The organism is Neobacillus sp. FSL H8-0543, from assembly GCF_038592905.1.
In the GTDB taxonomy this organism is placed as follows: domain Bacteria; phylum Bacillota; class Bacilli; order Bacillales; family Cytobacillaceae; genus Neobacillus.
In genome coordinates this window covers 1988361-2002790 of sequence record NZ_CP151943.1, presented here as the reverse complement: position 1 = coordinate 2002790, position 14430 = coordinate 1988361, and the positions used below count along the sequence as shown (strand labels likewise).

7 protein-coding genes are annotated in these 14430 nt (G+C 39.7%); 3 read left to right on the top strand and 4 right to left on the bottom strand.

What is annotated here, in order from left to right; genetic code table 11:
• The first annotated feature begins 468 nt into the window (after positions 1–468).
• Positions 469–1230 (top strand): hypothetical protein, encoded by a 762-nt coding sequence (locus tag NSS81_RS09965; RefSeq protein ID WP_342433345.1) that lies wholly within the window; start codon positions 469–471, stop codon positions 1228–1230.
• Positions 1231–1460: 230 nt separating this feature from the next.
• On the opposite strand, the gene NSS81_RS09960 is transcribed toward NSS81_RS09965, so the two are convergent.
• The 4 genes from NSS81_RS09960 to NSS81_RS09945 form a co-directional block, all read right to left on the bottom strand.
• Entirely contained in the window at positions 1461–2051 is a 591-nt protein-coding gene (locus tag NSS81_RS09960) for an urea carboxylase-associated family protein (RefSeq protein WP_342433344.1), read from the bottom strand.
• Positions 2052–2152: 101 nt separating this feature from the next.
• Positions 2153–2773, bottom strand: a complete 621-nt coding sequence (locus NSS81_RS09955; protein WP_342433989.1) for a spore coat protein — start codon at positions 2771–2773, stop codon at positions 2153–2155.
• A 198-nt stretch (positions 2774–2971) separates the two neighbouring features.
• Complete coding sequence (locus NSS81_RS09950) at positions 2972–3742, bottom strand: YqcI/YcgG family protein (protein WP_342433343.1); 771 nt, start codon at positions 3740–3742, stop codon at positions 2972–2974.
• Positions 3743–3955: 213 nt separating this feature from the next.
• A complete protein-coding gene (locus NSS81_RS09945; protein WP_342433342.1) occupies positions 3956–7453 on the bottom strand; it encodes an endo-alpha-N-acetylgalactosaminidase family protein in 3498 nt (1165 codons plus the stop codon).
• 914 nt (positions 7454–8367) lie between these two features.
• Here NSS81_RS09945 and NSS81_RS09940 point away from each other — a divergent pair.
• Together NSS81_RS09940 and NSS81_RS09935 are read left to right on the top strand one after the other, a co-directional pair.
• Positions 8368–12618 (top strand): Ig-like domain-containing protein, encoded by a 4251-nt coding sequence (locus NSS81_RS09940; protein ID WP_342433341.1) that lies wholly within the window; start codon positions 8368–8370, stop codon positions 12616–12618.
• A gap of 612 nt (positions 12619–13230) precedes the next feature.
• Positions 13231–14424 carry a D-alanyl-D-alanine carboxypeptidase family protein gene (locus tag NSS81_RS09935; protein WP_342433340.1) on the top strand — a complete coding sequence of 398 codons (1194 nt, stop codon included), beginning with the start codon at positions 13231–13233 and terminating at the stop codon, positions 14422–14424.
• Positions 14425–14430: the final 6 nt, after the last annotated feature.

The following is a 14430-nucleotide window of genomic DNA, read 5'->3' as shown; positions in this document are numbered from 1 at the left end:
GGAACACTTTCAAAAAGAAATTGTTTGGCAACGCGAAAAAGGTGGTATTTGTAAAGCGTGGAGAAATGAATTCCTTTTGAAGGAAAAAATAACGAAACAGGTTGGAGATTCAAAGAGGAAAAAGTAATCTCAAATAATAAGGTATTTGCACTGAAGGTAAAAGATAGGGATATGTATCAAAAGGAAGCTTTTTATCTACTAAACTCCGAACAGTCTTTTCAATACAAGAACAAAGAGGGAGAAACGGTTACGGACTTCTATAGGGTAAAATATGTTCGTATTTTAAAACGGGTCGTCAGAGGGATCGTCCGATACTATGCTCAACTGATCTGTGCGGGTTATCCTCCTGTAAAAAGGGACCTGAAAACTGGGCAGGTGAAATATCCCTTAGGTAAAGGTCCGGTAGGGATTGACATTGGGACATCCTCGGTGGCACTATCAGGTACATCAAAGGTTCTATTGAAAAACTTGGCAGAAAACATAAAAATAGTGGAACATGTCCAACGGGAAATCAGGCGACTAAATAGAAAACTAGACCGTTCAAAAAGAGCGACTAACCCACTGAACTTCGATGAAGCAGGCCGTATTAGAAAAGGGAAGAAGCAATGGAAATTTTCCAATAGCTATAAAAGATTGAAAGCTAAATTGAAAGAACTGTATCGAAAGTTAGCTTTATATCGAAAGTTTAGCCACCAATACGAAGCCAATCGAATGGTCATGTTAGGCGATACATTTTACATCGAAGAAATGAATTTTAAAGCCCTTCAAAAGCATGCTAAAAAGACAGAAGTTAGTAAAAAAACAGGTAAGTTTAAAAAGAAAAAACGGTTCGGCAAAACCATAGCCCGTCGTTCTCCCGCAGCCTTCGTAAGTATTCTTTCAAAAAAAGTCACAGCCTTGGGCGGGACTTTCATCAAAGTCAAGACATCCTCTTTTAAAGCAAGTCAGTATGACCACAAAGAAGACAAATACAAAAAGAAAGAATTAAAAGAGCGATGGCATCTATTTGAAGACGGTACCAAGGTCCAACGTGATTTATATTCTGCTTTTCTTTTAATGAACTCAGATATGTTAGGATTGAAGACTAATAGAGCCTCTTGTTTCCATACGTTTGAGTCGTTTTTTAACTATCAAGAGGAAGAAATTAAGAAGATAGAAAATAAAAATGAGGTAGTCTTAAATTCTGGTATCAAATTAAAAGTAAAAAAGACTGCAGGATGTGCAGCCTAACATTCATTTCTTTGCGGTTTGATGTAGCCGAGTTCGCAAGAACAAAAGATGTAGTCGTCAATGGCAACAAAGGTTGCTTTGACTCCGAATGTTCTAACAGAACTAGTTCCAGTTCCTGTTTCCAAAGCCGTTTTCTTCTCGAAGAAAAGTGAGTGTACGAATAGGCGAAGACTAGGAAGTTATGAACCCACTGCATTTATGCATGTGGAGCATCAGTCTGTAATAGTCATTCATGGGTACACTTCTATTTTTATAGCAGTAGAGTGGTATCCATTTCCAGCACTTTCCTCATTTGGGCATGCTGATATTGCAATAATTAAGTCCATTTCAGCTCGCAATTCTACATAATCTCCTGCGGAAGATAAAGATGTTTTGACCGTAATTTGATTCACTTTATCAATAACGGTATTCATAAAGATATTAAACGGATAATGTTGCCTAGGTGCTGGAACATTATAGTTTGATAGAGCCTTATTTAGTATGTAGTAACAGTTCTCTAATGGCTTTTCTTTATTGAATAACAATTTATACATTTCAGGCCGACATGCTGGTGAAAGTAAATCGTGTTTTCCTACGGTATCTTTTAGTAACGTTAACATCGGTCTGTATAAATTGGAATATAATATACCCCCTTCTTTAATATCAGTCGACTGTAAAGCGTCTCTTGTTGCAACAGGGTCAAGCCTTTCCATAAAATCATGCATATTGTAAGCAATAAAATCAGCAATTTGTTGCCCTTCTACATTAATTACCTTTATCGTTTGACCTTTTTGTAAAGTAAGACTATATCCCGTTTTGCTTTTAATTTGATGTTCTTTCATGAGCAGCACTCCCTAAAAGATAAACAGCAAAAATTCAACTAGTATGATTCGTTCATATAAAAAAGCTGGATTAAGAAATTTCCTTTATCCAGCTCCATGATTTAATGTGGTAAACTCCCTTGTTGAGGAGCCTTTGCATAGCTTGTAAGCATTAGATTCATATCTTGTTCCATTAGTTGAGGAACCTGATAATAACCGTGTTTATTTTGGTAAAGAAATATTTCATAACTCATTTCAATAAAATTCGGTACACTATCGGCAATGACACGACGAAGCACCGGGTTTGTCATCTCTAGGGCAGTCATTGCTAAAAGAGCTGATAATGATTTTGTGTTTCCTAACATGTAAGCGGAGAGTCCTTGATCTGAAAGCTCATTTATGGACTGATTAGGTTTTTTCGGTTGACCAGGCTTCATTCCATATAGAACATTGTTATTTTGATTCATTTTATATTGTTGCGTAGGAATCGTGGGATCTTGCCCGGTTTGGAAACTTTCAACAACGGTATTGTACATTTGTGTCACGAAAAACGACTGGCGCTGTAAAATAGACTTTAATTCTGGGTCCTTTATATATTGATCATACATTTGATATTGGTCTAGCATACTAATTAAACCCGCTATCACTTCGTGGGCATCAAATAACTCGTGACCACCGTGGTTCTTAAGTATTGGTTGATTGGTAGGCGGATTTGTTGAAAACTGATTTTCGTTTTGGTTCATATTTTGCAAAATGTTTCCCTCCTGTGTTTAATCGAAGTACATAATTATAATTTCCTTTTAGAGTATTTTCATGTAATACATATTTTTTATTACCTCAAGCAAAGTATGAGTTACCTTTTCATATGGAGTAATCGTATTTATACAATCGATTTGGAAGGGAGGTTTGAACACAGGGAGGGGAGTTTAAGAATCGTTCATTTATATTTTTTTGTTAAGGAAATTTGAAAATTTATTTTTCATTTTCATAAATGGGCATTTTGAAGGACTACTTTCATCTTCACTTAAAAAATATTGCTTCCATTCATGATTGTTTTCATTTCCATACCATTTAAGATCGGGGTGGCCTGGGACGCCATCATAATCGACAAGTCGTTGTCGGATGAGTTTTTTCATATTACGTCCGAATACTGTAGAATCATTTATTTTTTCAAACACCCATCGAGGTTGAAACGCCATTAACAGGCATGGAGAATGGCGACTTTTGCGTACAAGATGAGCAGGTGTAGCACAGAAGACAAAATATGGCTCTCCATCAAAACAAAATTCCCATTTATGGTGAGAGGGATCTGTCGGGATATCTTCTGGCCACTCCTTTTCATCAAACGTTGTTACATTGTTTAAAACAGTCCAAAATAATTCACGATAGTTCTCAATATGATAATTCTCACTTACATCTTTAGGTGTTTCAAAAAAGACAACTAGAGAGGCATATTTTCCAGTATCACGTGAACATTTTCCGTATGCTCTTAAGACCTCAGCAAGCTCCTGGGAAGAATGAAGTTGACGAGGATCTTCTATAAAGCTGAACCGAAGTTGATCAGCGAGAAATCCTTGTATAGCTGGAATACAAGGAAAGGGTTTTTTCGCGTTTGTTATCGTGGAAGAGAACGACTGATAAGCTGTTTGTTTCCACAAGGGAAGTGTTTCAATATATTTTTCTATCCAAATTTTTTCTAAAAGGTTTCCCACTTGTGCCCCTCCTTTTCTGCTAATAGTCTATTAGCAGAGGGTTAGATGGGTGACTTGATTGTGGGGTCAGCCCTAACGAATCAAGCACAACTAGAGGTGATGAGTCTATATCAGTGGGCAGGGGAGAGGCAGATTTTCCATCAACGCGCTCCTTATAGACACCAAATATAAAAAAGAATCGAGATTTCTCTCGACTCTTTATAACAACTGATTCTATTCGTTTGGTACCGTTTCAATAACTAGATTATCAAGCATAATATCTTTATAGCCATTAAAGTTAGCTTGTGCGCCTGTCACTCCTTGAGTATCGGCAGCTTTGCTCGTAGAATAAATACCAAACCAGCTTTGACCTGATTCATCCCCTTTTAAAGTAAAGGAATAGGTGCCGGATTTTGCATCCTTATCGCTACTTGCTGTTGATTGTAATTCACCCTTCGTTAATACTCCTTTTTCTTCAAATGGAGCATTACCTGTTACTACTGCGTAAGTTCCATTACTACCTGCTTCATAATCAAAGGTGATTTTATACGTTACACCTGGTTTGAATTTGAAGTTTTGCGGTATTGTTTGGTATACAAGTTTGTTACGCCCCGTTAAACCATTCGTTTTAATTGACCATTTACCAGCAATCACATCGTTTAATAGCTTTTGGTTCCAACCTCTTTGGGTATATGGTGCATTTAATTCAGCAAGGTGGGTTCTATTATCTTCCACCCCTTCAATATTCCCAATGACAAACGGATAGATTCCTTGTACAACACTTTCAAAGTCTTGTACGAATTTATCACTGCTTACTTGGTTTTTAGCGTTATTTTCTACGATACGAATATCATCAAAGTAGCTTGCACCATTCCCAGCATCTCTTGATAAATCAATGGTTACATCCGATGCATCATTATCTGTTTCAAAGTATACATACATATTCTGGAAATAACTTGTTCCATCTATTGTTGAAGTCATTTGGCCATCTGCTTTTGCTTTCTCCGTACCTAAAGTATTGTGTGCATAAGCTCTTACATAGTTCTTAGCGATCGATTTACCGGTACTATTTGTATACTCTTTACCGTTAGTAGTAATTGTGATACTTGCTTGTTCTTCACTTCTGTTGTCAATACCAACATAAGCAGCATACTTAGTATTTGGTTTTAATCCCGTTACTTTTTGAGTAACATTTACTTTCTCTTGATTGTTAGTGATGGTTAACATGTTATTGTTACCTTCACTCTTCTTAATCGTAACCGCTTCTGAATCTCCTGTAACTGTCCAATCTTTTAAGGAATTGCTGTTAAAGCCAGTATCTACAAGATGCATTCCTTCGCTCCAATTAACATCTTTGTTAGATTGCGGTTTTTTATGAATGACATAGGCAGTCAATTTTTTTGCATTTAATGTGATCTCGCCATTTTTAATCGCAACATCTTTCCCATTTTCAAGACCTAGCTCTGTTAGCTCATAAACTTTAACTGTACCTTTCCAGCCAGTTGGAACCGTCCAAGTTGTTTCTCCACCGTTTGTATTCCAATGGTATAATTTTTCCTTCGCTGATGCTAACTTTTTCCCATTTTGATCCCAAGACCATGGCAGTAAATACTTTTCATCACCAGGTTGACCTTCAAATACTTTCTTCCCATTAAGTGTCATCGTTCTTGTACGGTAACCATCCTTATCATTTGCAAAATCATTCGACTTTCTTTCAATTCCAAGTGTGTTTTTACCAGAGTCATCCTTTAATACAGCCTTCATGCCTGGTACCCAGTTGTATGTTTGATTATTATCTGTCATTTCAACTGCTTGACCATCTTCCCACTGTGTTACTTTATAATGCTGAATGAATTTTGCAGGAACGTTCACGGCAAACAAGTTATCCATATAGGCTTTGTAGTCACTTCTACCTTGCCATCCTTCAAAGTCCTTCATGCTGTAGCCACCTAATAATGGAGCATCCGCGTCGCCGCCATACCTAGGATAGTTCCCATTCCATGCATCTTTTTGATGGTTTTTAATGAAACGAGTAATGGTACTATTGATCCCTTTTAGAGTAAAACCACCATAAGTTAAATCAGCTGCCCAGTGCTGGAATGTAGAATCATACTCGTTAGCATATCCCCACTCACTGCCTAAGCGCCAACCTAAACTGGTAATTTCTTTACTTATCTGACGACTTGGCCATGTACTATTATCACCTGACTGTCCATTACCCCAAACGTCTACATAAATAAAATTTAAATCATTCTTTTTGCCACCAAGGGCGTCATAAAGATCTTTGAATCGTTGTGCTCTGCCATTTCTTAAATCATAATCCGCATTAATGTTTATTCCTTGGTCAATCCAGTTCCAACCATACTTATACGTTCCATCTGGATTTTTTAATAAACGGTCTTCTTGGAAATATTTTGACTCTGGATACGTTTCACTTGCATTCACGTGAACTCCAAAGGTTGCCCCATATTCTTTACCCTTGGCTAGCAATGTTTTCATATCCTTTGCGCCACCGATACGAGTTCCAATATCTGCAAAATTTAAATGACCAGAATCATGGCCTTCACTACCATAACCCTTCAGCAGAATCGATTGTCCTAGTCCATCAGTATTTAAGGAAAACTTCTTCACTCCATCTAAAGCCATTAAGAAAGGATTTTGAGCTTGACCGCCAAAGTTCATGCTAATGCGGTAACCGACTAAGTCTGGTACGCTTTCAGCCCCTAGAGGTTCGTTCATAATTTTTCTATAATCAATCGCTCCGTCTTGCCAGTTTATTTTTTTATCACCATTCGCGTCACCAGTAATAACAACCTTCGCGGATGGCATTTCATCTACCTTGTTTACTGTTCCATCTTCTAGCTCAAGAGTACCATCTTCCTTACGATGCTCTTCTGACTTTTGAAACGTCCAGAATGTACTACTTAAACCAATGGTTTTTTCCCCTGCACTGTTAGTCGTAGCCGTAGCGGTAATTCTTTGTGCATCCGTTTTTGCAGCATAAGAATCTGGATCTAATTTTTTTGCTAGACTATTCTCCGTATTCGACCATATACCTGCGCTTAATACATCATTAGAAAGAAAAGCGTACATATATCCTTTTTGCTCTTCATCTTTCATAATTAAATTTTCATCAACCTTTACCTGTCTGTCACCATTGATATGTGTATTTGTAGACATCTGTACTCCATCTAGTACAGCATCTTTTTGACCACTATTTACAGTAATTAAATTGTGATTTGGAATTTCAATTGTTTTTACGATTTTGTTGTCGACAATTTTTGTAATATTGAATTCTAAAGTATTACCTTTAACAACCAACTCTGCGGTAATTACTGCAGAGATATTGTTACTATCGTCTATTAAAGTTATCTCATAGACAATTTTATCACCTGAAGCTTTTGCTTTTACTTTTGGTTTTACTGCTACGTCATTAATTAGGATTGTATCTAATGCTTCAGTCTGTCCGTAAAAAGTATTCCCTGCTCCATTTCCAGATTTTAAATTGTACTGAATGACTCTTGGAAAATTCACATCGACGAGAACGTCCATTTCTTCAGAAGAAATGACCGTTTGTGCACTTTGTGGAATGATTTGACTTCCTACTTGTGTACTATCCGTTTTCCCCTCAGCTACTATCAGAGAACCATTCGTAAACCATGTAGAACCTACCATACAACCAGCTAAAAGTACTGCAATCGTTTTACTATACTTTTTTCTTGTCCTTTTCATAAAAATACCCTCCCTTGAATTTAATACTTTAATAGAAGGTGATACCTGCATAGTAGTTGGAAATATATTAAAACCAACAACAAATACGAGCTTCTATTCTTACTCAAGGTTACTTTTGTTAAAGCGCCTAAACAAGAGAGAAGTTGTCCTCTTTTTTAGGAATATTGTTTTTTTTGGTAATAGTCAATAAAAATGCGAACAATGGGATTATTCACAAAACGAAGCAGGTGACAGGTACCATCCAGTGTGAACCCTTCATGAGGACAACTATATTGTTTTTCTTACCTAAATGGGCTTCATGAACCCTTCATGAGGACAACTATATTGTTTTTCTTACCTAAATGTGCTTCATGAACCCTTCATGAGGACAACTTTATTATTTTTCTCTACCTGAATGTGCTTCATGAACCCTTCATGAGGACAACTATATTGTTTTTCTTACCTGAATGGGCTTCATGAACCCTTCATGAGGACAACTATATTGTTTTTCTTACCTAAATGGGCTTCATGAACCCTTCATGAGGACAACTTTATTATTTTTCTCTACCTGAATGTGCTTCATGAACCCTTCATGGTGAGCGCTTCTCCATTTTCCCTACCCAAACGGTTTCATCGACCTAACTCGTACTATGACAGAGCTTACGGTCCATGAGATAAGGTTTAACAGTGGTGGGGGTGAATGTAATCTAACGTTTGATTGGATTTGGTGTTTTTGCTGTTATGGAGGGGTTTGGATGATTTTTGAGGAGCGACGGTTGTCGAGAGGTTGTTACATCTAGCCAGTGTTATAAGGGGAAAGGAATTCATTGGGCTTTCCAACATCTACCTAGTAAAAAGTTATTAAAATATTATAAAATAAGTTAAAATATTATATAGGAATATAATACTAGATTAAATAGGAAACAGGTGGGGAAATGCGAAAAATATTTTCAGGTTTATTAGTTTTCATGCTGCTGGTTACATTGTTACCAATGGGTATTGGTTCAGCGGCGACTACAGCGGATAATTATTACCCGAAACTGTATGATGTTTACTTCGGTAATGATCGAGAAGTGAGGTATGGTGATACTATCTCAGCTTATGCCAGGGTTGATCATCAAGGCTATGAAGTGGATAAAATTAGGATACAAATGAAAAGCACGACTTCCATGTCTACGTTTGTCATGACTTTGAACTATGATGCTAGTGCCGGACAATGGGTCGGCTACAGAAAGGTGGACGAGCCTTCGTGGATTGGTTCGAGTTGGATTGCAGACCGGATTATTGTAGAAGATACCGCCGGCCATTCACGAATTTACTCCCAGAACTACGATCGGCATTTAATCGGTGAATTTTTCAATTGGAATGCGCTGTTGATCGATATCGTTCCGCCGGCTGACAGCAGCCAAATCCAAGAGAAAACCTATCAAGGAACGGTATGGAAAGATAGAGTAGTAGAGTTAACGAGTGATTTTACCAATAACGACACACTGATTATTGAAGACTCTACGATTAAATCGAACGGCTTTACCTTCACCAACAATGGCACCATTATTCTAAAAGGTAATAACACCTTCTATGTAAAAGATGGCTGGGACGGCTATCGAGGCTACGGGGAGTTAATTTTGCAAGGGCCTTGGTTCCATGAAATTGGTACAGAAGCTGCTGCAAAGCCGAAAATTAACCGGGTGACGAACGAAAATAGTGATGTCATTACCGGTTATGGAGAGATTGGTGCGACCATCTCGATCTATGATACGAATCAAGAACAGTTGTATGGAACAGGCATCGTTGGCGAGAATATGCGATTCAGTATCCAGTTAGCCGATAAGCTGGAGGGCGGCAGTTTTGCCAGCGGACTGTACATTAGCATGAAGGGGCAGGCTCCTGAAGCCGGCTACACTTACGCCGAGATTTGGGATGTCATTGCACCAAACACGCCTGAGCTTTATACAGTGAATGAGTTAACGACAAAGGTGAAAGGATCTACCAATGAGTCTTCCACCATTTTTATCAAAAGGGATTATAACTCCAAGCCTATTGCTCAAGGTCACACCGATGACAATCTTCAATTTTCGATTGATGTCCCTAAACAAGAGGTCGGCGATCAGTTTATTGTGACCGCCATCGACTTTGAAGGAAATGAAAGTGAAGTGAGACATGTAACAGTGGCACCGAAGGGAACTCCCACAGAGCTATCTGGCTCTTATTCAAATGCGGTTATTTACGCTGAGGATAGTCCCTATCTAATAAATGGCGAGGTTTCCTTTACCAATCCATTTGTGCAAGTGGAACCCGGGGTTGAGTTTATTGCAAAAGATAGCAACTACCCCCGTATTAAAATTAGCCAGCACATGTACGCAGTCGGTCGTGTGGATGCCCCAATTACCTTCCGGGAGGTTCCGGTAATGGGTGTCAAAGGATATTTTCAGTACGCACAATTTTTAAATTTAAATAAAAATAAAAACATGTTATATATCCAAATTGAGGAATTGAATATTTATGATTCTAAAGTAATTAATACCAACTTTCATGCGGCAACTGGCACAATCGAGCGTAGTTTGTTCTTGAATGCACCGCTTTATTTTTCTCAAACCCTTAATTACATCCAAAAAGGGAACTGGTATGCTCCGGGGATCAGAAACAATACGTTTGTGATGGATTCTCAAAGGTATGAGCAGGCTGGTCTTAATTATGAACCTGTTTTGCGAATTCAGGGCTATGATGAGGTACCGGTTTATGCGGTAAAGAATAACAACTTTATCACACCGGAAAGTCTGCCAAACATTCTTTCTTTTACAAGCCCTGAGGGAGCTAAATTAGATCTAACCAATAATTACTGGGGAACCACCAATTTGAACATGATCAAAGAGGTCAAACTAGGCGGGGATGACACTATCCTGGTCGATCCGATTTTACAAGCAAAAGCAGAGGGAACCATCTCCTTTAGCTTTCCAACGAAGCCAATTGTTGAAACGATCAATAATGATGAGCGAGTGGTGAAGGGAAAGGCGTCACCAGGACATACAGTAAAAATTATTATGGATGAAATGTATTATTTTACAGTGCAGGCAGGTGCTGACGGCACCTTTAGTTATCAGATTCCTAACAAGATGACGAAAAATACCAACATCCGAGTGTACCAGATTGATCAAAACGGAATGGCCAGTGATTCTGTGACCGTGAAAGTTATCGATAGTACACCCCCAGCTAAACCTGGTGTAAATGAAGTCACTGAATTATCTGAAGTGGTCACTGGTACAGCGGAGGCCTCTGCAACGATTGAGATTCGTACCAATGCTGCTGTCGTTGCAACGGGGTCTGCAACGAGTACAGGTTCCTTCTCTGTTACTATTCCAAAGCAAAAGGCAGGAACAAGTCTAGAAGTAACCGCCACTGATGATGCGGGGAATGTTAGCGAAAATACAACCGTAGTGGTAAAGGATGTAACAGCACCTGCTCTACTGCAGGTCGATGAAGTAACGGATAAAGATACCACGGTTACAGGGGAAACGGAACCAGGTGCAGTGGTCGAGGTTCAAACGAATGGTTCTGTTATCGGTTTCGGAACAGCTGAAACCGATGGGAAGTTCTCGGTATCGATTCCTGTCCAAAAAGCAGGGCAAGAATTAGCAGTGACCGCGGCGGATCAGGCTGGAAATATCAGTGAAGCAGCGATTGTCTTTGTAAAAGACGTCACTGCACCTGCTAAACCAGTAGTATACGCCGTTACGGAATGGGATACGACGGCATGGGGTAAGGCAGAACCAAACTCCATCGTAGAAGTAAGTGTGGACGGAAATGTGGTCGGTACTGGAAGTACTGATAAAAATGGCGACTTTGATGTGAGCTTCCCACAGCAAAAAGCGGGAACAACTTTAATTTTTACAGTAAAAGACGAAGCAGGAAACCTCAGTGAAGGTGCCAAGGTTGTCGTGAGAGACGCCACTGCGCCTGCCGCACCGGTTGTGAACGAGGTAACTGATAAAGATAGGACGGTTACGGGCCAGGCGGAGCCGGGAGCTTCCATTGAAGTGAAACAATCCGACACAGTCATTGGCTCAGGTACCGTCGGAGCAGACGGCAGGTTTTCTCTTGCGATTTCCCTTCCGAAGGCAGATGCTATTTTAAAAATAACGGCAACAGACAAGGATGGAAATGTCAGCGAAGAGGCATCAGTAGTTGTTAAGGATGTCACCGCACCTGCGAAACCGGTAGTCAATGAAGTTACGGATAAAGATACTTATGTGAGCGGGCATGCGGAAGCAAACAGTTCCATTGAGGTAAGAGTAGGAGAGACGTTGTCCATTTCGGCTACGCTAGGCAACGATGGTGCATTTAACTACCATATTGGTGTTCAAAAAGCGGGAACTGAAATTGTTGTATTCGTTACAGACAAAGTGGGACATGTAAGTGAATATATGACTATCGTGGTGAAGGACACAACGGCGCCTGTAAAACCAACTGTAAACGAGGTTGATAATAAAAGCACGGTGGTAACAGGAACAGCTGAAGCCGGATCAACAGTGGAAGTGGAAGCGAATGGCAGTTTGGTTGGTACGGGGGTTGCCGGAACAGACGGCAAATATACCGTGAAGGTTCCTGCTCAAACAGCTGGAACTGAGTTATCGGTTACTGCCAGAGACCAAGCTGGAAACGTGAGTCAAGCAGCCAAAGTGGTTGTTTCCAAGGTGAGTTTATCCGGATGGGTTCTACAAGATGGTAAATGGTATTTCTATGACCTTACAACTGGAGAAGAGAAGGTTGGCTGGTTTAAAGATGGCGGTATTTGGTATTATTTTGCCGCTGACGGTGTAATGAAAACAGGCTGGCTGCAAGACGGCAGTACTTGGTATTACTTCAAGGGCAGTGGTGCGATGCAAACAGGCTGGCTGCAAAGCGGCTCCACTTGGTATTACTTCAAGGGCAGCGGTGCGATGCAAACAGGCTGGCTGCAAAGCGGCTCCACTTGGTATTACTTCAAGAGCAGCGGTGCGATGCAAACAGGCTGGCTGCAAAGCGGCTCCACTTGGTATTATTTCAAGGGCAGCGGTGCGATGCAAACAGGCTGGCTTTATACCGGCGGCAAGTGGTACTACTTCAAGAGCGGCGGCGCCATGCAGACTGGCAGGACTTATATATCAGGAAAATGGTACTATTTTGATAGTAATGGAGTATGGAGATAAGGATTTTAATAAGGAAACTCCCAAAGCTGTGGGCTTAGGGAGTTTTTTTGTGAAAATTGTTTTTAAAAAGCAAAGTGTTCCATACTTTTTAAACTTTGATTATGAGGAAACTACGGGGACGGTTCTGGGGGCAATTTGAAGACGTAGCTTTACTCTGGTACTTGAGATTCAGTATAAGGAACCGTCTCTACGCCATACAGGTTTCGACGTATTTTCTTATAGAAACTCTTTGTTTATCGGTGGCGAGTGCAGTTTTAATCAAACGTTTGTGTAGTATCGAAACGTGCCGATTTTTGTAGGTTAATCGTTTTTATTAATTAATATTGAGGATCGTTATCGAAGATTGGGACCTATCATCGACAGGGAATTTTCAAACAAACTGGACTGAGTTCGTTTAACCAAAGGGTTATAGCAATATTTAATCAAACGATTGGTTAATACATTTTCTACTAATCATATCCTTTTCGCTTTCCTCTGGGTTAAAAGGAAATTCCGTGTTCATGAATTTATAATTGTAAGGATTTACCTTCTCTTATCCAATGTTTACATGCGATATTACTATTTTTGTAGTATCATATTATTGGAAAATATAAGGTAGGAGGAATACATATATTGAAGAAATTTATGCTTACGATTGGACTGATTTTGCTATGTTTAACACCAATATATCTACATTCCGATCAAGCTGAAGCTGCTGAATCTGCAGAACCAGCAGAACCAGCGGAACCAGCGGAACCAGCGGAACCAGCGGAACCAGCAGAACCAGCGGAACCAGCAGAACCAGCAGAACCAGCAGAACCTAAAAGCGGGTGGAAGTTTGAAGAAAATGATTGGTACTACTACATTAATAACAATAAGGCCACAGGTTGGATCTTAACGGGGAGTACCTGGTATTATCTCCAGCCGGAAACTGGCATCATGAGTACAGGCTGGGTGCGAAATAACCATAAATGGTATTTCCTTGACAAACACGGCGCCATGAAAACTGGCTGGATTTATACTTCAAACAAGTGGTATTATCTTAGCCATCATGGTGATATGCAAACCGGCTGGGCTCTAGATAATAACAAATGGTATTTTTTAAATCCTTCAGGTGAAATGAAAATAGGCTGGTTATATCAAGGTGGAAAATGGTACTACTTAAAACCGTATGGAGATATGGCCGTCGGTTGGTTTGTGGCTAACAATAAGTATTACTACACTTATCCAAGTGGAATAATGGCTGCAAACACGAAAATTGGCAACTATTATGTTGGCTATTCGGGACAATGGATTCAAGATACAACCACTCCCTATTATCTACAAGGAGTCTTGCTTGTAAACAAGCATCATGGCCTACCTAGTAACTATGGTACGGGAGAAAATCCTCAAGCACGATCTGCATATGAACAAATGAAAAGTGCAGCAGCCAAACAAGGTTACACACTAAACATTGCGAGTGGCTATCGATCCTTTGAGTATCAGAAAGGCCTTTATTGGAGATACGTAAATTTGTATGGTCAAGCAGAGGCGAACCGTTTTTCTGCCTATCCTGGTTATAGTGAGCATCAAACTGGATTAGCCTTCGATATCGGTGGAAGGAACAGCTCCACCTGGGTTAATGAAGGATTTGATAATACTCCTGAAGCAAAGTGGTTAGCTAAAAACGCCCATCAATATGGTTTCATTTTACGGTACCCACCAGGTAAAGAACATATTACTGGCTATATGTATGAATCATGGCATTTTCGCTATCTAGGTGTTAACCTTGCTACCAAGGTATACAATAGTGGCTTAACATTGGAGGAGTATTTAGGAGAATTCTAGATTTTT

What these genes read in the sequence shown, in the direction of transcription:
- NSS81_RS09960 (WP_342433344.1), bottom strand. Translation starts at nt 2,051, where the DNA reads ATGAAAGAACATCAAATTAAAAGCAAAACGGGATATAGTCTTACTTTA.
- NSS81_RS09955 (WP_342433989.1), bottom strand. Translation starts at nt 2,773, where the DNA reads ATGAACCAAAACGAAAATCAGTTTTCAACAAATCCGCCTACCAATCAA.
- NSS81_RS09945 (WP_342433342.1), bottom strand. Translation starts at nt 7,453, where the DNA reads ATGAAAAGGACAAGAAAAAAGTATAGTAAAACGATTGCAGTACTTTTA.
- NSS81_RS09940 (WP_342433341.1), top strand. Translation starts at nt 8,368, where the DNA reads ATGCGAAAAATATTTTCAGGTTTATTAGTTTTCATGCTGCTGGTTACA.